This window comes from Streptomyces sp. NPDC059002, from assembly GCF_042740435.1.
Taxonomy (GTDB): domain Bacteria; phylum Actinomycetota; class Actinomycetes; order Streptomycetales; family Streptomycetaceae; genus Streptomyces.
In genome coordinates this window covers 50744-68232 of record NZ_JBHYJI010000019.1, presented here as the reverse complement: position 1 = coordinate 68232, position 17489 = coordinate 50744, and the positions used below count along the sequence as shown (strand labels likewise).

Annotated in this window: 14 protein-coding genes; 5 read left to right on the top strand and 9 right to left on the bottom strand. The window is 69.8% G+C overall.

All coding sequences use genetic code 11. The features are described 5' to 3' along the window. Positions 1 to 24: 24 nt before the first annotated feature. From ACFWZ2_RS19335 to asnB, 5 genes are read right to left on the bottom strand one after another with little or no spacing between them, the layout of a single operon-like run. A complete protein-coding gene (locus ACFWZ2_RS19335) occupies positions 25 to 813 on the bottom strand; it encodes a nucleotidyltransferase domain-containing protein (protein ID WP_384547166.1) in 789 nt (262 codons plus the stop codon). A 21-nt stretch (positions 814 to 834) separates the two neighbouring features. Then, positions 835 to 1113: a PqqD family protein gene (locus ACFWZ2_RS19330; RefSeq protein ID WP_384547164.1), complete on the bottom strand. Its 279-nt coding sequence runs from the start codon at positions 1111 to 1113 to the stop codon at positions 835 to 837. Continuing rightward, positions 1106 to 2353, bottom strand: coding sequence for an MFS transporter (locus ACFWZ2_RS19325; RefSeq protein ID WP_384547162.1), 1248 nt, complete (start codon positions 2351 to 2353; stop codon positions 1106 to 1108). The genes ACFWZ2_RS19330 and ACFWZ2_RS19325 overlap by 8 nt, the downstream gene beginning before the upstream one ends. Continuing rightward, positions 2350 to 3387 carry a diiron oxygenase gene (locus tag ACFWZ2_RS19320; protein WP_384547160.1) on the bottom strand — a complete coding sequence of 346 codons (1038 nt, stop codon included), beginning with the start codon at positions 3385 to 3387 and terminating at the stop codon, positions 2350 to 2352. The genes ACFWZ2_RS19325 and ACFWZ2_RS19320 overlap by 4 nt, the downstream gene beginning before the upstream one ends. A gap of 20 nt (positions 3388 to 3407) precedes the next feature. After that, the gene (asnB, locus tag ACFWZ2_RS19315; RefSeq protein ID WP_384547158.1) at positions 3408 to 5585 is read right to left on the bottom strand and encodes an asparagine synthase (glutamine-hydrolyzing); all 2178 of its coding nucleotides are present in this window, start codon (positions 5583 to 5585) and stop codon (positions 3408 to 3410) included. 568 nt (positions 5586 to 6153) lie between these two features. Between asnB and lanM the strand changes: the two genes are divergently transcribed. From lanM to ACFWZ2_RS19300, 3 genes are all read left to right on the top strand, one after another. After that, positions 6154 to 9108 (top strand): type 2 lanthipeptide synthetase LanM, encoded by a 2955-nt coding sequence (gene lanM, locus ACFWZ2_RS19310; RefSeq protein WP_384547156.1) that lies wholly within the window; start codon positions 6154 to 6156, stop codon positions 9106 to 9108. Between the two features lie 127 nt (positions 9109 to 9235). Continuing rightward, complete coding sequence (locus ACFWZ2_RS19305; protein ID WP_384547154.1) at positions 9236 to 10084, top strand: class I SAM-dependent methyltransferase; 849 nt, start codon at positions 9236 to 9238, stop codon at positions 10082 to 10084. A gap of 67 nt (positions 10085 to 10151) precedes the next feature. Beyond that, on the top strand, positions 10152 to 10796 hold the full coding sequence (locus ACFWZ2_RS19300; RefSeq protein WP_384547152.1) for an MSMEG_1061 family FMN-dependent PPOX-type flavoprotein: 645 nt from the start codon (positions 10152 to 10154) through the stop codon (positions 10794 to 10796). Positions 10797 to 10958: 162 nt separating this feature from the next. Here the strand turns inward: ACFWZ2_RS19300 and ACFWZ2_RS19295 are convergent, their stop codons facing one another. The 4 genes from ACFWZ2_RS19295 to ACFWZ2_RS19280 form a co-directional block, all read right to left on the bottom strand. After that, entirely contained in the window at positions 10959 to 11822 is an 864-nt protein-coding gene (locus tag ACFWZ2_RS19295; protein ID WP_384547150.1) for an NAD(P)-dependent oxidoreductase, read from the bottom strand. Between the two features lie 67 nt (positions 11823 to 11889). After that, entirely contained in the window at positions 11890 to 12726 is an 837-nt protein-coding gene (locus ACFWZ2_RS19290) for a hypothetical protein (RefSeq protein WP_384547149.1), read from the bottom strand. A gap of 10 nt (positions 12727 to 12736) precedes the next feature. Further along, the gene (locus ACFWZ2_RS19285; RefSeq protein WP_384547147.1) at positions 12737 to 14050 is read right to left on the bottom strand and encodes a phosphotransferase; all 1314 of its coding nucleotides are present in this window, start codon (positions 14048 to 14050) and stop codon (positions 12737 to 12739) included. An 11-nt stretch (positions 14051 to 14061) separates the two neighbouring features. After that, complete coding sequence (locus tag ACFWZ2_RS19280; protein WP_384547146.1) at positions 14062 to 14931, bottom strand: hypothetical protein; 870 nt, start codon at positions 14929 to 14931, stop codon at positions 14062 to 14064. 289 nt (positions 14932 to 15220) lie between these two features. Here ACFWZ2_RS19280 and ACFWZ2_RS19275 point away from each other — a divergent pair, with 289 nt between their 5' ends. Beyond that, entirely contained in the window at positions 15221 to 16234 is a 1014-nt protein-coding gene (locus ACFWZ2_RS19275; RefSeq protein WP_384547144.1) for a phytanoyl-CoA dioxygenase family protein, read from the top strand. After that, on the top strand, positions 16231 to 17298 hold the full coding sequence (locus tag ACFWZ2_RS19270; RefSeq protein WP_384547142.1) for an SGNH/GDSL hydrolase family protein: 1068 nt from the start codon (positions 16231 to 16233) through the stop codon (positions 17296 to 17298). The genes ACFWZ2_RS19275 and ACFWZ2_RS19270 overlap by 4 nt, the downstream gene beginning before the upstream one ends. Positions 17299 to 17489 lie beyond the last annotated feature (191 nt).

The window sequence follows — 17489 nt, the reverse complement described above, 5'->3', positions numbered from 1 at the left end:
GCCGCCTCCCGGTCTGAAGGAACGTCAGGACACGTCCACCCGCATGGCGATGTCCTGGCAGCGGGCGAGCACGTCCCTGATCCACGGGCGCGGGTCGACGGGGTCGTACGCCTGCATCGTCTCCACCGCCCAGTACTCGTCGTACGAAAGGACCTTGGGGGAAGCGGCCTTGAATCGGTTGGCACGCCACTTCGGCTGGTGGCTGCCGAACTCCCCCTCGCCTTCGAGGAGCGCGTCGACGGCGTGGCCGAAGGCCAGTCGGGCCGAGAGCGTCGCGCTCGCCAGGTCGCCCGCCTCCATCTGGCCGAGCGCGTCCTCGACGAACATGTCGGCCTCCCCCAGGGAGCGGGCGATGACGAACGAACGGAACGCCGTCTCGGCGAGGCGGCGCTGCCGGTCGTCGACCCAGTCGGCGCCGATCAGCGGGAGGCAGTTGCCGATGCGGGCGAGGGTGAGTTCCTCGATGGGGGCGAGGACGTTGCCCGCGACCGTGCCCCGCTCGTACGCCTCCCAGGAGACTTTGGCGAACATCTGGTCGATGTGGGCTTCGAGCCAGTACTTCACCTCCCACCGCTTTTCGTGCGCGTAGAAGACCTCGACGCTCACGGTCGGCGGCTCCAACGGCACCGGCAGGTCTTCGCTCGTCCCGGCCTCGTACGGGGAGTTCGAGACGAGGTAGATGTCGTAGTCGCTGCGCGGGTTGTTCCAGCCGCGGGCGGCGGAGCCGACGACGAACGCGGCCAGTGTGTCGTCAGGAATCAGCAGCCGCTCCCGCAGCGGGGCCAGCCAGTCGTCCTCGGTCATCTTCTGCATGCCGCACGCCCTTCTCGTTGGTCACCACTCGACGATCTTCTTCTCCACCAGATCGCCGAGGAATTCGAGTACGTCCTCAAGGGCCTGCTCCTCGTCGACCCCGTACTCGTCGGCCACAAGGCGTGCCACCGCGGCCGTGCTCCGGCGGCCGTCGAGCGACACGAAGATGAAGGCGGCGATGTCCTCAAGAAGCAGCGCCTTGTCCTCGTCCCCGATCAGGAAGTCGCCCTTCACCCGGCGGATTCTCGTTCCGAGCACGCGACGCGGCACCGCGTCGGCGCCCGCGACGGCATCATCCATGGGACTCCTCACTCAGATTGCGCCTGTTCCGCACAGGGCTCATGACGAGTACGAACGGTGTGAACACAAAGCCCGCGCAGACGATCCACAGAGCGGCGCGCAGCCCGAACGCGTCGGCGAGCACGCCGCTGACGAGGGCGCCCAGCGGAAGGACGCCCCACGAGATGAAGCGCACCGTGGCCATGACCCGGGAGAGGAGTTCCGGGGGCGACTCCACCTGCCGGTGCGTCCTGGTGATGATGCTGCCGATCACCACGGCCATCGCCGCTCCCGCGTTGCCGATGACGAAGAAGTGGACGTTGTCGGGCGTGGTCGTCAGCGGCATGACCAGGGCGAGGGCGCCGCCGGCGAACCCCGCCACGATCATGGCGCGCGCCGTTCCCAGGCGGGCCGCGAGCCGGGTCGCCAGCAGCGAGCCGATCAGGGACCCCAGGCCGTCCGCGGCGAGCACGAGCCCGACCACGGTGGCCGAAGCCCCGGCCTCCCGCACGAGGTAGAGGGGGGTCAGCGCCAGCAGTGCCGCGGTGCAGAAGTTGCTCGCCGTGGCCCAGAACATGCAGGGCCTCATCACCGGATGCCGCACCACGAAGGCGCATCCCTCGCGGATGAGGCGCCACGCCGATTCGTGGGTCCCCGCCGTGGGCCTGCGCTCGGGGAGGGTCCACAGCGTCAGGGCCGACAGCAGATAGCTGACGCTGTCGATCAGGAGGACGTTGGCGGCGCCCACGGCCTTGATGAGCAGGCCGCCCAGGGACGGCGCGCCGGTCTGGCTGACCGCCTCGGTGCCCGAGATCAGGCTGTTGCGCGCGGCGAGTTCGTCCTTGGAGACGAGGGCGGGCAGGAAGGTGGAGTTGCCGATGTCGAAGAGCACGGTCGCCAGGCTCGTGATCAGGGCCGTGAGCAGCAGATGCGGGAACGTGAGCCGGTCCAGCCACCAGGCGACCGGCACGGAGCCCATGGCCACCGCGCGGATCAGGTCCATCGTCACCTGCGTGGTGCGCAGCGGGAACCGCTGCACGATGACCCCGGCGGGCAGGCCGAGGAACAGCCATGCGGCCTGGGTCGCGGCGGCCAGCAGCGTGACCTGGAAGGTCGTGGCGTGCAGGCCGGTGAGTGCGACGAGGGGCAGGGCCACCGACGTCATGTTGGATCCGGTGCGGCTCACCGTGGAGGCGAACCAGAAGCGCCAGAACGTCCGCGCCGCGGTCGGGGTGCGGACGGCGGCCGGGCTCGTCGTCATCCGGCGAACTCCTTTGCCGCGCCGCCGCGTTCCTGGTGGCCGGGCCCGAGCAGTCCGGCCTCCTCGAACGCCGCGAGGGTGCGGGCGTCCGCGAGCGCATCGGCCTCGGTGAGGTAGCGCGTCAGCTGTGACGCCGCCGCCGCGACGTCGCCGCGGACCTGGTGGGCGGGCCAGCTCTCCGTGACGACCTGGTCGATCTGTTCGCCGGTCAGGCCCAGCTCCCCGAGGTGGCGCGCCGTCTGTGCGTAGTCCGGCTCCAGGAAGGCGTAGACGACCGCGGGGACGAGCGGGCCGACGGCCTGTCGTTCGGCGCGCGTCAGGGCCGGCCACAGGTGTCCGAGGACGGATCTGAAGTAGACGTGGTGGCGGCCCTCGTCCTCCGCGTGGTCACGGATGACGTTCCGCACGGACTGCGGCAGCCGGCCGTCGCGCGGAATCTGCGACAGCATCCCGGAGATCAGGGTCTCGCTCACGATGGCGAACAGCAGGCCCTCCACGCCCCGCATCCGGTGCGGCAGCCGTCCGCGCACCTCGTCGAGGCGCGACAGGAACGCGGGCGGCGTACGGTCCCGCGCCCGCAGCCACGGCACACGGGTCTCCGCCTCGATCTCGCCCGCGAATTCGTGCGAGAACTGGGCGTGCCAGGCCTCGTCCGTGACGATCTTGTACGCGTCGGACCTCATGCGCCCGGGGAGGTCGAGCCCCGACCGGCCGCGGCTGATCTTCGTGGCGACGGGGATGACCGCGAGGCTCTCCAGTTCGGTCGTGAACTCCAGGTAGTCGTAGAGGCGTTGCAGGAGCAGCCCCTTCACGGCCGCGCTCCCCCGGGCCGCGACCAGGGGGTGCAGCGCCACCGGGTACAGCTCGGGCGGGAAGTAGAGGTCGGGCTCTCCGGCGGCGAAGCGGCGACGCGGACGGCGGCGCACGCTCGCCAGGTCGTCCCAGCGCTCGAATCGGCTCACGTACTCCGGGCCGCGGGGCCGCTCCGTGGCGGCTCCGCGTATCAGCTGTTCCCCGAACCGCTGCACATACATGCGCGCTCCCCTTGTGCGGCTCAAACGACGAACGCGATGAGCCGCTGGTCGAGAAGTGCGTCCAACTCCTCTTCCACCGCCGACAGTTCGACGCCCGCGCCGTCGAGCACCGCGGCGAGCGTGGCCGTCCCGTCGATCCGTTGCAGTACGTCGACGATCGGGCTGCCCGGTTCGAGTACGAACTCGATCTGCCCGTCGTTCGCGAGGTACCAGTCACCACTGGCGTGGGAGAGGAGCAGGAGCCCCTTGGCGGGGACGGGCACCGCGTCAAGGCGGTGGCTCCGCCCCGGCGCGAAGAGCTGCCGGGTGTCGGCCACCGGATCGTCCTTGACGCGGAGCGCGGACCGGACGGCGCCCGCGTCCATGGACTCCAGCTGTGTCGGGGACTCCACCATCTCGGCGAGCAGACCCATGTTCACGACCCGCATCAGGAGTTCCACGGAGGGCGAGTCGGACGCCGCGTCCGCGAAGGTGCGCAGCCGTCGCCGGATCGCCGCCGCGTCCAGGTAGGCGTCGGCGCCGGGGGCCGCGAGGGCCCGTTCGACGAGTTCCTGCCCGTCGGCGTGCATCAGCCGCACCAGCATGTCGTACGCGTGGTGGGTGCCGCTGCCGTAGAAGAAGGGGACCTTGGGCCGCTCGGCGATGCGGTGCGGGAGGCGCGACTTCACGGCGTCGCGGAGGATGCGTTTGTCCCACAGCAGACGCGGCCTGAGGCGTTCCGGGATGGCCGCGGTGAGGTCCACAAGGCGGTGGTCGAGGAACGGCACGCGCGCCTCGACACCGCTGCCCGCCGCGGTGCGGTCCTCGTGCCAGACGTTGTACTGCTGCACCTTGCGGTACTCGGACAGGACGTACGAACGGTAGACGTCGGCGTCGCGGGTGCCGTCAGCGCCGCCCAGGGCATGCAGTGCGTCGTCGGAGAGGAACGACTCGCCGTCGCCCCACCAGTGCCGCAGGCCGGGGTGCCGGTCGAAGAGCGTGGCGCGGTTCATCCCGGTGAGACCGGCGGTGAAGGACGTCCAGTCGTCGCCCATGTCGTGGGAGTAGCCGCCGTTGAACTCGTCGCTCGCGGCGCCGAGGAGCATGCCGCGCAGCTCAGGGCGTATCTGGCGGGCGAACCGGTGGAGTTCGTGCTTGTAGTACACCTCCGGGCCGACCATGGGGCTCTCGGTGAGCCAGACCAGGCGCCGCCACTCCTCGGGCGTGGGGGTGAGGTCGGGTCCGAAGAGGACCTGGTGGTTGTGGACGCCCCAGGTGCGGGCGAGCCAACTGGCGTGCTCGGCGTCGCCGTTGGCGCGGGTGCCGCCGCTGAGCGCGGTGAACGTATGGATCTCGTCCAGCTGCGTCCTGGCCAGGGCGAGGACGGCCGACGAGTCGATGCCTCCGGACAGGAAGAGGCCCAACTCGGTGTCGGCGGTGGCGCATTCCCGTACGGACGCCTCAAGGAGGTCTCCGTACGTCTCGATGAACGCCTCCGCGTCGAGCGACTCGTCCGCCTCGGTGGGCAGCTCCCAGTAGCGGTGCTCGGTGGTCCTGCCGTCACGGAGGTCCACGCGGAGGACCGAGGCCGCAGGAACGCTCTCCACGCCGTCGAACCAGGTGCACAGCTGTGCCCCGCCGAACCGCGGCGCGGCGGCGACGGTGGGTACGGCGAGTGCCTTGTCCCAGGCGAACCTGCGGGGTGTCGCCGGATCGACGAAGAGGGCCTTGATCTCCGAGGAGAGGACGATGCGCTCGTCGGTGCGGTGGTAGTAGAGGGGCTTGATGCCGAAACGGTCGCGGGCCAGGACGAGTTGGCCGCGGGCCCGGTCCCAGAGAATGATCGCGAACATGCCGCGCACGTCACGCAGGAAGTCCAGGCCGTGCTGCCGGTAGAGGTAGAGGAGCACCTCGCAGTCCGAGCCCGTCTTCAGGCGCACGTCCGAAGGGAGGCCTGCGGCAAGCTCCTTGTGGTTGTACACCTCGCCGTTGGCGATCAGGACGAGATTGCCGTCGTCACTGACGAGCGGCTGCGTGCCGTCCTGCGGGTCCACCAGGGACAGCCGGGTGAAGGCGAGACCCACGGGGCCGGTGCGCAGCAACTCGCGCTCGTCCGGGCCCCGGTGGTGCAGCAGGTCGGCGAAGTCGTTCAGAACGGCGTCGTACTCCGGCCCGATGTCCTGTCCGTCGAGCCGGGCGATGCCTGCGAGTCCACACATGAATCGTCCTTCGGAGGCGCGTTTCCCGGAGTTCCGGATGGGGAAGTGGGTGCGCCTCCCATAAGGAGGCGCACCCACTGAGAGCCATGATCAGGACGTACCGCGCAGAACGGTACCCTGGGTCACGGGCTTGGCGGCGGGCTTCGTGTACTTACGCATGCAAATCCCTCCTCTCGTAATGAAGTACCGGCTCGACCCAACGGCCTTTGAGGCCACTGGTGTCCGTTGCACCGGTCGTCGGAGTGAAGCACGGGATCGGCGCCCTCGACCAGGTATTCGCCCCTGACCGAATCACCCCCCAATTTGCCCAGGTCACCGGCGAATTGCCGGGAGTGCACGGGCGTTCCTCGCGCATGGCCCGCCGATTCCGAGTTTCCGCGACGGCCGGGCGGAGCAGGGATATACAGCCGGAGTGGGACGGCCGGAATCCGCAGGGTCACCGCCGGAATCCGCAGGGCCACTGCCGGAATCCGCCGAGCCGTCGGCCGGGTAGTTTCACCCTGCACCTGGCCACTCCCCCTCATCGGGACATGAACCCCGACCAATCCCTTGCTCTCGGAGTGCGATTGTGAAGCACAGCCAGGATCACCATTCCACGGGCCCCGCGGATACGACGGAGGAACTCCAGGACGCGTGGCGGCGCTTCCCCGGCCACCCCTGGCCGGGCGAGGCCGCCGACGAGGACCGGGCGCTCCTGGGCTGGCTCGGCCCGCTAGCCGCGGCGGCGCAGGAGAACCTGCTCCGACGCCTGGGGGAAGCGCTTCCCGAGGCACGCCGCCTTGACCGCTCGCACGCGCTCCTCTCCCTCCCGTCCGCCCGCTTCCTGGGGCTGGTGAAGCCGCTGCTGGTCGAGGAGTTGAGGGCGGCACGCACGGAACGCGAGCCGCGGGGGGAGGACTCGGGGGTCGAGGGATCCGAGGGATCCGAGGGTTCCGAGGGTTCCGAGGGTTCCGAGGGATCCGAAGGCTTCGAGCGCTTCACCGCGGCCCTGCGCGACCCGGGGGCCGCCGTCGACCTCCTCGGGAGATTTCCCGCACTGGCCCGGGAACTGATCGCGGAGTTCGAGCGCTGGGCGGCCTTCCGGCTGGGGTTCGCGACGGATCTGGCGGCGGATCTTCCGTTGCTCCGCGAGGAGTTGGCCGTGACGGCGGAGTCCCCGGCCGATGTCACGGCCGTCGAGTTCGGCGCGGGCGACTCCCACAACGGAGGCAGGACGGTGGGCGTCGTCTCCTTCCGCGAGGGCCCCAAGGTCGTCTACAAACCGCGCTCCCTCGCCTGCGACGTGGCGTTCGCGGGGTTCGTCGGCTGGCTCAACGACCGGGGTCTGCCCCACCGCCTGCGCACCACGCGCGTCATCGACCGCGGTACGCACGGCTGGTCCGCGCACTACGCGCCCGCCCCCTGCCCCGACACCCCGTCGGTGCGGCGCTTCTACTGGCGCCAAGGCGCCTTCCTCGCCGTGTTCCACCTGCTGCGCGGCTACGACATGCACCTGGAGAACGCGGTGGCGGTCGGCGAGGACCCCGTCTACTTCGACCTGGAGGCGCTGTTCCACGCGGAGCCATCGGACCCGGCGCTGCTCGACGACGCCACGGACCCGGTGGCGCGGCGGATCCGCGACTCCGTGCTTGCGGTGGGCCTCCTCCCGCACCGGCTCATCAGGACGGACGAGCACGGCGTCCGGGGCATGGAGATGAGCGCCCTGGCCGGCGGGGCGGCGCCCGGCGAGTTCTGGGCCCACCCCCGCACCGGATACAGCAACCCGGGCACGGACCGCATGGCACCCGTCGTGACCTTCCACCCGGTCGGGGAGTACGGCAACCGCCCCGTCCTCGCGGGCCGTCATCCCGCGCCCGAGGACATGGCCGACGACCTGATCGCGGGCTTCACCCACTGCTACCGGCTGCTGCTCGCCGAGCGCCCGACGCTGCTGAAGGGCGACGGGCCGCTGGCTCGGTTCTCCCGTGCCCCGGTGCGCGCGGTGCTGCGCGACACCTTCCAGTACCGCGACGTACTCATCGGATCCTGGGACCCCGCCCTGCTCGCGGACCCCGCCCTGCGCCACGCCCACCTCGGGAGCCTCGCGCGGAACGACACCCTCCATGCGGTCGAGGACAGCGAGTGGCGCCAGCTCGCGTGCGGCGACATCCCCAGCTTCCACACCTTCCCCGACAGCACCGACCTCGGGGACCATTCCGGTGTCCTGCAGCGGGACTTCTTCTCCCGCAGCGGCGCGGACGGCGTGCGGGAACGCCTCGCGTCCTTCTCGGAGAGCGACCTGCCGCAGCAGATCTGGTTCATCGAGACGTCGCTCGCCACGCGCCAGGAAGGCGGCCATCTCTGCCGGCCGGTCCCCCGGCCCGCGGTCCCGGCCCTCCGGCCCGCGGCCGGGGCCGAGGCCGAGTCCGGCGGTCTCGACGCCGACCTCGCCGTCTCCGCCGCCCGCCGCATCGGGGACCGGATCTGCGACTCCGCGATCCAGGGCGACGACGGCCTGATCGAATGGCCTTCCCTCCAACTGGCGGGCGACCGCTACTGGTTCCTGGATGCCGCCGGAATGGGGCTCTACCGGGGCGTCAGCGGTATCGCGCTCTTCCTCGCCGAGCTGGGCCGGTTCACCGGCACCGACCGCTACCGCGCGCTGGCCCAGGACATCCTCGCCGCCCTCATGGACCCCGACGACATGCCCGAGCCCGACGAGCTGTCGGGTCTCGGCATCGGGGCGTACGACGAACTGGGCGGCGTCCTCTACCTGTTGACCCGGACGGGCACGATCTGGGACGCCCCGGAACTCCACCGCTCCGCGCGTCGGCTCGTCCCCGCGTTCACCGCGGCCCTCGACGCACCGCAGCCTTCGGACGTACTCACCGGAGTGGCCGGGGCGGCCCTGGCACTTGCCGCCCTCCACCGGGCCGACCCCGACGCCCGGACCCTGGCGGCCGCCCGTGCCGCCGGGGAGCGGCTTGCCGACGCGGCGGAGCCGGACACTCCGGGATTCGCCCACGGCCAGGAGGGCAGGGCCCACGCGCTGACGGCCGTCGCGGCCCTGACGGGCGACACGGCGCTCCACGACAAGGCGGCCTCGGCACGCAAACGCAGCGACGGTGTGCGTCTCGACGCCGTCTCCTGGTGCCGCGGGAACGCCGGTCTCGTCATGGCCGACGCGGCACAGCAGCGGCTCATCGGCGGCCTCGGGCATCAGCGGCATCGCGGGCTCGAACTCGTCGAATCAGCCGTAATCCAAGGGGTCGACAACGATTCGCTCTGTCACGGCACACTCGGCCTCGTCGAAGCGCTCCTCACCACGGCAGCGCACATGGACAGCGAGGAAATGCTGCGCACCGCACAGGACGCGGCATCCGGGGTCGCCCGAAGGGTCCTCGCCGACCAGGTGATCACCGGTGTTCCCCGGGGCACATGGACGCCCGGCCTTCTGGACGGGGCCGCCGGAATCGGATATGGCCTCCTGCGAACTGCGGCACCACAGCAAGTGCCGAACGTTCTGCTGCTGTCCGCCCCATGAATTCAGCGAGCCCTCATAACCAACACATCGGACCTGCTCGACAACTGCCTTCCACGGCCGCCGAATTGCCCGAAAAGACCGCCGGACATCGCTTACTCGCGCATTGACAGCGGGACGGCGCCCGATCATGCTGTCCCGCATGCCTGCTCTTTCACGGAAGGGTAAGCCCTTCACGTATTTCAGCGGCGACGCGGCCCTTTACGACCAGTCGAGGCCCACGTATCCGGAAGCGCTGATTTCTCGTATCGTCGCCGCCATGCCCGGGCGCGCACTCGTGAATGCCGGGTGCGGCACGGGCATCGAGGCCCGGCAGTTCCAGGCGGCGGGATGCACCGTGCTCGGCGTCGACCCCGACGCGCGGATGGCGGAGTACGCCCGCGGCACCGGTGTCGAGGTCGAGGTCACCGAGTTCGAGACCTGGGCGACGGCGGGCCGCACGTTCGACGCGGTCGTCGCGGGGACGGCCTGGCACTGGGTGGACCCGGAGGCCGGAGCGGCCAAGGCTGCGGAAGCACTGCGGCCCGGCGGCGTGCTCGCACCCTTCCACCACTCCTCCCACACCCCGCACGAGCTGGTCGAAGCCGTCGGCGGGACGACGCTGCCCGCCTGGACGACGCGCTCCGCAGAGGCGTACCAACGAGTCGCCCCCGAGAGCGAGTTCGACTCCGCGGGCCGTCGCAGGACCGCCATGGACCTCTACCAGCCGATGTTCGACAAGATGGCTGACGGGATCCGGCGGACGGGCAGCTTCAGCGAACCCGAGGAGTGGCGGTTCGACTGGGAGCGGACGTACTCCCGGGACGAGTGGCTCGCCCTGGTCCCCACCCAGACCGCCCTGGCCAAACTCTCGCCGGACGAACTCGCCGAGGTGCTGAAGGCCACCGCGGACGTGCTCGACAGGATGGGCGGCGGCTTCACCATGCACTACACCACCGTCGCCGTGACCGCGGTGCGCACGGACACCGAAGGCGTCTGAGCCCTCGTCGCCGCTCGTGTGCGACCTCGGTCGACGCCCGCCACAACCCCGCAACCGTTAGGGCCCCATGACACTCAGTCAGCAGCACGCAGGGTACACAGAGGTTGGTTCCGCCGATGAACTGCGCGGGCTGCTGGGCGAGCCCAACCAGCGCGCGTTGAACCGGGGGCGTCCCCGGCTGCACGCGTACGACAAGCAGTGGCTCGCCGCCTCGCCGTACTGCGTCCTTGCCACCTCGGACGTACACGGCAGGTGCACGGCGTCCGGAAGGGGCGACCCGGCGGGGCAGCTCTTCCACGTGCTCGACGACACGACGATCGCCCTCCCCGAGCGGCCCGGCAACAAGCGGGGCGACAGCCTCTTCAACGTGCTGGCCAATCCGCACATCGGGATCATCTCCCTGGTGCCCGGCTCCACTTCGGTGCTGCTCATCAATGGGCGGGCCCGGGTCGTGCGGGACGCGCCGTTCTTCGACGCGATGACGCATCGCGGGAACCGACCGGTGGTCGCGCTCGTGGTCGACCTTGAGGAAGTCGCCTACAACTGCCCCAAGTCGCTGATCCGGTCCGGGCTCTGGCAGCCGGAGACCTGGCAGGCGGACACGCTTCCCTCGATCGCCACGGTGATCAAGGCGGTGCAGGAAACCCCGGAGACCGTGCAGGAACTGGAGGAGCACTACGCGCCGCGGAATTACGCCAAGCGCCTCTACTGAGCGCTCCGCGGGAAGTGGCGTGCGTCATCCGCGGGCCGGTGGGGGCTGGTCGCTCCCCCAAGCTCTCAACTTCGTTCGAGCAGGGGGACCCCCTTTGCGGCGGAGCCGCATATCGAAACAGCCCCGCGCCCCCGCGGGGCACGATCCCTGGCCGAGCCGACTTCACGGCAGCTTCTGCCCGCGCACATGCCCCGTCAGCGCCGAGTAGTCCAGATCGCCGCAGCCCGCGGCCATGGCCTCCGCGGCCAGGAGTCGCGCCTCGCGCGCGAGCCGCAGCCGGGCCCCGGAGGCCGCGGCGGTCGCCTCCGCGACCTCCATGTCCTTGGCGAAGAGCCGCAGCCGCGAGTCCGCGGGGAACGCGCCGCTCTCGATCATCGCCCGCTTGCGGACGACGAGCGGGCCGACCCGGGTGCGTTCGAGTTCGTCGAGGAGCAGCTCTTCGTCAAGGCCCAACTTGTCGCCCAGCGCGAGGCCTTCTGCGAGCAGCGCCATCATGGGCGAGACGCAGGCGTTCAGGACGCACTTGAGCGCTGACGCCGCACCCAGGGGGCCGCAGGGCACCACCGTCCCCAGGGCTTCAAGTACCGGAAGGGCAGCGGCAGATGCCGTGTCGTCGCCGCCGGTCAGGACCCGGAGCCGGCCGGTGGCCGCCTGCGGGACGCTGCCGGTGACCGGCGAGTCGAGCAACTGGACGTCCGGCGGCAGCTGTTCGGCGAGGGCGCGGGTCTCCTGCGGTGCGATCGTCGACATCTGCGCGATCACCTGCGGCCGACCCGCCGCGATCCCCTCCGGCCCGCCCACCACCGTACGTACGGCGTCGAAGTCGCTCAGCAGCACGACGGCCACCCGCGCGCCCGATGAGGCCGCGGCCGGGGTCGGCGCCACGGTCACCCCGCCGCCGCCCGCGAAGGCGGCGGCCTTGGCCGGGGTCCTGTCCCACACCCTGACCCGGAATCCGGCCTCGGCCAGCCGGGTCGCGACCGGCACGCCCATCAGGCCGAGGCCGCACACGGCCACGTCGGTCATGCGGTCTCCCTGCGGCACTGGACGGTCACCGTGTGTCCGGTTGCCGGGACACCGAGGAGCAATGAACTCACCGTGCCAGCACAGTGGTCGGCGTGGGCCTCGCGTCGGAGAGCGTGCCCCCCAGGGCCAGCAGCGCGTCGAGATCGGCGTCCGATCCGGACACGTGCAGGTCGGTCAGGAGACCGCTCGGCGGCATGTGCGCGTCGAGCCACGTCGGGCACGACACCTCTATCGGGTCGCCGCACGCCTCGCGCCACTTCGCCGACAGGGCGATGTCGAACCCCGTGCCGGAGCGGGTGGCCGTGACCTCGGCCGGTCCACGGTGCGAGCGGTACTTCGAGAACGTGCTGTACGCGGCGGCATCGGTGCCCGTCCCGCCACCGGCGACGTCGGCGGGACCCGAGTAGATGTTGAACACCATGGCAGGACCGTCGAGCACATACGTCAGATGCCAGGCGCCGAACGGCACCACCGCCAACTCCCCTGCCCCGCACTCCTGATAGCTCACGTACGACTGGTCGCCCGACTCGTCGAGCACACTGGTCAGCATGAGGACGCGCCCGCTGAACACCTGGAAGATCTCCAGCTGGTCGGCGGGGTTCCAGTGCCCGGTCGAGCGGAACGGCTCACCGCCGGGCAGCGTGCCGCCCTCGTAGGTCACCAGGTCGGCGGACCACAGCGTGGCCCCGAACCCCTGCCCGAGCCGCCCTCCCCGGCCGGGCTTGGTCACCCGGGGCGCGAGCGCGTCACGGGCCGCGGAGTAGAGCCGCGGATCGGATCCGTCCGCGACCGCGGCGGCCACCGCCGCCGGGTCCGCGAAGAGTGCCTCGGGACCGCTCCCCTCTGCCTTGTGGAAGAAATCTGAAAGACGTCGCTCTGCCAGCTGGTTGACGGTCAGTTCCACGGAAAACCTCTCATCGCTTCAGGAATGAGGAAGCCCTGGCCGGCCGGTTGATCGTGGCCAGGCAGCCCAGATGGGCCGCGGGGTCGTCTTCGGGTTCGGCGGGCCCGGACAACAGGTCGTCGAGCAGGAGCAGTCCGCTGAGGTAGAGGCCCAGGGCGAGTTCGCGCCGGGCGGCCCAGCCGTGCACACCGGGAAATGCACGGACCGTTCGGTCGGAGAGCCTGCAGGCCGCCTCCGACAGGACATGGAAGGCGTGCGAGTACAGCAGCCTGCGGGGCCACAACGGGTCGCCGGAGCCGAGGCCGCGGAAGAACTCCACCGTCGACAGGGTGGCGGGCACGCCCTCCGCGGCACTGCTGTACGCCGGGTTCGGGCCGCGCAGTCGGACCTCGAAGTCAGCGGAAGCGTCCCCGCTCCCGGAACCGCGGCTGAACCCGGAACCGCCGCTGATCCCGGATCCCCCGCTGATCTCGAATCCGCCGCTCATCGCGGCGTCGAAGAGGGTCAGGCTGAACAGCGACTTGGCCGCGTCGTACACCGGATCCCAGTGCTCTTCGATGCCTCGCGGGTCCAGCACGGTGAAGTGCGGGCCGCTCGTGCCGTCGGACGTGCCGTCGGGTCCGTCACCGGCGCGCACCATGAGGTTGCCCAAGTTCAGGTCGCCGTGCACCGGGTAGTGGAGGCGGGCCGGTTCGACCGTGGCGAGCACGTCCGGCCGGGCGGCGGCGCGGCGGAGCAACTCGCGCGCGGCAGGCACCGGTTGGCCGTTCACTCGCAGGTCCCTGTCGACCAATGGCCCCAAGTGCCGTCGCAGCAGCGGGAGTCGGCGTTCCAGACGGCCCATGTGGGTGCCGCTGCCGTGCCCGGGCGGCGTCGGCACCGTGTCGGCCGCGTAGCCGTGCGCGCCGAGCACCGTGTACACCGACCGCAGTGTCGCGAGGAACCGCCGCTCGCCCTGATGCTCGTCGTCCAGCAGCGTGGTGGGCGGGACGCCGTCGACCCACGGCATGGCGTACGCACCCCAGCCGGGCCCCTGCCAGCGCCCGATGAGCGGTACGTAGTAGGGCGACAGGCCCGGGAGTTCCCGGTGGATCCGGGCTATCTGCGCGGGCTTGAGCAGGAAGGAGTCCAGGTCGTGGCCGTCCACCGTGCCCGCTCCCGCGTGCAGGACCTTGACCACCGAGGCCTTCCGGTCCTCACCCTCGCACACATACACGTGCGCGGGAGTGCCGCCACCGCTGAGCGGGCGCGCCCGGCGCAGCCCCAGTTCATCGCGTACGACCCCGGGGACGTGATCCAGCGGTTCCCCCGTCCTGGCGCGCACGCCGGGGTGGCTCATCGAGGGTGCTGCGCCGACGCGACTTCGGCGACCACGATGTCGTTGACGGCGTCAAGAACTTCCGCGGGAGAGGCGTCGTTGACGTCGACGGTGTGCCAGCCCCACTGGGTGGCCATCGCCTCGTACTCCGCGAACAGACCGCTCTGCAGCTCCATGAAGGACTCCCGGCCGGCCCGGCCCGCGAATCCCATGTCCTCGACCGGCCCGACGCCGCCGCGCTGCGCGGTGATGCGCCGGTAGCACTCTTCCGGCGTGATCTTCAGGAAGATGCCGATATCGGGCTGCATGAACCGGGTGGAATAGGCGTCGGCGATGAAGTCGCGCATCTTGGCGATGACATCCCGCGCGAGGTCGTCACGCGGGACCTCTTCGGCAACCCTCAGCACCTTCATCACATTCTTGTAGCCGAAGCTTTCCGTGACGACGATCCGGCCGCTGGACACGCTCTCGTTGATGAACTCCGCCTGGATCAACATGTCGGCGACGAATTCGAGCATCGCGGATGCCGCCATGCCGGAGCGGTGGACGTCGACCGGTTCGTTGGAGCCTGCTTGTTCCAGTTTGTCGCGGGTGAAATCCTCATAAACGGCCGAGCCGTGCTGGACGCGGAGCGAGGGTGCGTCCATCGCGCCGCCGTAGCGCGACCGCCAGGTCTCCACGAGAAGTTGACGCAGGGTACGGGATGGAAAGTCGATTCTATCGACTTGGGCGGCAATGTCTCGCCATCGGATGAACTCGGACTTATATCCCTGGTCCGCGAGGCGCCCCGTCAAGGCACGGGCAACCGTGGTCTTGCCTGCCCCGTCGAGCCCCAGGACCCCGATGTACATGCCTCGGCTCATCCCAGCCGCATCCGTCATCGCCATGTGAAAGGGCTCATTTCAGTTAACATCCATCCGCTCTCTGATGTTTCTTCCTGTCCGTACCACTGCGTCCGTTCTTCCGGCAGGAACGCAGACCCGGAAAAGCTAGCGGGCCGCTTGGTGCACGGCAAGGGCAGGACGGGAATGGGCGACGGGGCGCTGTCGGGGTGTTGACGCACTCCCGGCCCGGTGTTTAGCTTTTCGTTCAACGAAGCGCGATGTCCGGCTGCCTCCAGAACATTATCTCGTGGTTATGAAACTCCTTGACGACAGGGTTTGAACGGGGTACGTGGTGACCAAGATTGACCGTGACTGGCATGGGCTCAGCGATGAGGAACTCTCGCAGTACGCGACGCAGGGATACCTCCATCTACGCGGATTGTTCAACGAGGCCGAGGTCGACTTCGGGCGGGAGATCGTCGACCGCGCGGTGCATGCCCTCACCGCCGCCGATGAAGATGTGGTTCCGTATCACCCCAGCTACTTCAACGAGGGCAGCAGAAAAGACCTCGTACGGGTACGGAACGCAATAGCCCAGGAACGCGCACTCGCCTATTTCCTCGACCACCCACGCCTGGTCGGGCCGATGGTCTCGCTGCTCGGCGAGGGCCTGCACGTGCTGGGCAGCGAGGTCTTCCACCGCGACATCGACCTCGCGCCCCACGAGCCCTGGCACGTCGACGGCGGCCCCGCGATGCACGGCGTGAAGGTCGACCACTCGGGCCCCAGCCTGCAGGCCAAGGCGCAGATCTTCCTCACCGAGGTGTCCGAACCCCGGTCCGGGAACTTCCTGTTGCTCCCGGGCAGCCACACCTGGCCCGCGCCCACCCTCACCGACATCGAGCGGATGAACGAGCAGCAGCGCGCGGGCGGCGTCCCCGGGGCCCTGACCGTCCGCGCACAGCCCGGTGACGTACTGCTGTTCCCGTACTCGCTGTGGCACGCCGTCGACTGCAACGTCCGCGCGCCGCGCAAGAGCTTCATCCTGCGCTTCGGGCACCTGTGGCACCGCTCGCACGACTACCACGCACAGCCGCGCGAGGTCCTCGACGACCTCTCGCCGCGCCTGCGCCGGATGTTCGGCGACTTCGGGGCGGATCCGCATCCGATGGACTACTACAAACCGACGGACCAGGAGGCGGTGATGCGCCGCGGCGGCGACTACACCTCGCTGGTGCCCGCCCCGCTGCTCGAACGGCACGGCGCCGACGCGTACGGGCCCGCGTCCTGGTCGGCGCGCGCCCCCTGGACGGTCTGCAACGACGCCCCCGCGTCGCACGGCGTCCCGGTGCCGGTCGCGCGATGAGCGACCGGTCGAAACGAGCGCCCGCGCCGCTCAAACGGTATGAACTGACGCCGCAGATGCGGGATTACGACGAATTCAACGACGCCGCCCAGCGCCGCTACCTGCCGTACCTCATGTACTTCGGACGCGGTGATTTCTCCTCTCAGGCGATCCGTACCGACCGGGCCGGGTTCAGGATCAGCACCGGTCCCGACGGAATCCAGGCGTCCGCCGCGGGGCACGTCCCGCCGGGTCCGGTACGCATTCTCACGGGCGGCTCGACCGCACTCGGCGTGGGCGCCACCGGCGACGCGAGCACGCTGTCCTCTCTGCTGTGGAGCCGGTACGCGCCTTCGGAGCCCTGGCTCAACTTCGCGGGCCACTGCTTCAACCCGACGCAGGAAGCCCTGCTTTTCACGCTGTACCGGCATCTGCTCGGGAATGTCAGCGAGGTCGTCATCTACTCGGGCGTCAATGCCATGATGCTCGCGCGACTTCCCGAGTGGCAGCAGGGCGATCACGGAGCCTTCTTTTTCTGCGGCGAGTACTTCGAGAAGATGGAAGAGCTGCGGGAGCAGAACCGCGGCCCGGCCAAGCGCTTCGGCCGCCGGACGAAATCGGGCTCCGGCACTCCCGCGGTCGCGACGTTCGACGACGTACGCCGCGACATCACCACGGTCATCGGCTCCGCCACGGAAATGACACTTCGTCAGCTCGACGTCTGGCGGCGCATGGCCGGGCCCGAAACGCGCATCACCTACGTTCTCCAGCCGATGTCGCGGTGGATGCGCCAGACCTCCACGCCGCAGGAGACGGTCCTCTTCGAGGAGAGGGACCGGATTTACCAGCGGGGCGTCTGGGAGGAACTCTACGGAGACGTCGCGACACCGGAGGTCGCCAAGTCCTTCGCCGCGGAACTCCGGGCCGGCTGCGAAAAGCAGGGAGTCCGGTTCTTCGACCTGAACCCCGTCTTCGCCGATGCGACCACCGAGGACGACTGGCTCTTCGTCGACCGCGTGCATTACAACGACATGGGCCATGACATCGCCGCCCGCATCATGGCGGAAGAACTAGAGCTCTCCTAGGTTCCGGCTTCCACGAATACGCAGTGCGTGCGCCGCTCTTACGCCGTGCGTGCGCTGCTCTAGCGAGGGGCAAGACATGTCTTTCCTGCGCAAAATCATCAACAAGGTGTTCCGGCGCACCAAGCGCAAGGGCCGCAAGGGCGACGCGTCGATCTACCCGATGTTCTGAAAGTGCGCGACTCCGCCCGACC

Bases quoted from the DNA above. Each gene is read 5' to 3' on its own strand.
- ACFWZ2_RS19335 (WP_384547166.1), bottom strand. From the start codon at position 813: ATGCAGAAGATGACCGAGGACGACTGGCTGGCCCCGCTGCGGGAGCGG.
- ACFWZ2_RS19330 (WP_384547164.1), bottom strand. From the start codon at position 1,113: ATGGATGATGCCGTCGCGGGCGCCGACGCGGTGCCGCGTCGCGTGCTC.
- ACFWZ2_RS19325 (WP_384547162.1), bottom strand. From the start codon at position 2,353: ATGACGACGAGCCCGGCCGCCGTCCGCACCCCGACCGCGGCGCGGACG.
- ACFWZ2_RS19320 (WP_384547160.1), bottom strand. From the start codon at position 3,387: ATGTATGTGCAGCGGTTCGGGGAACAGCTGATACGCGGAGCCGCCACG.
- asnB (WP_384547158.1), bottom strand. From the start codon at position 5,585: ATGTGTGGACTCGCAGGCATCGCCCGGCTCGACGGACAGGACATCGGG.
- ACFWZ2_RS19305 (WP_384547154.1), top strand. From the start codon at position 9,236: ATGCTGTCCCGCATGCCTGCTCTTTCACGGAAGGGTAAGCCCTTCACG.
- ACFWZ2_RS19300 (WP_384547152.1), top strand. From the start codon at position 10,152: ATGACACTCAGTCAGCAGCACGCAGGGTACACAGAGGTTGGTTCCGCC.
- ACFWZ2_RS19295 (WP_384547150.1), bottom strand. From the start codon at position 11,822: ATGACCGACGTGGCCGTGTGCGGCCTCGGCCTGATGGGCGTGCCGGTC.
- ACFWZ2_RS19280 (WP_384547146.1), bottom strand. From the start codon at position 14,931: ATGGCGATGACGGATGCGGCTGGGATGAGCCGAGGCATGTACATCGGG.
- ACFWZ2_RS19270 (WP_384547142.1), top strand. From the start codon at position 16,231: ATGAGCGACCGGTCGAAACGAGCGCCCGCGCCGCTCAAACGGTATGAA.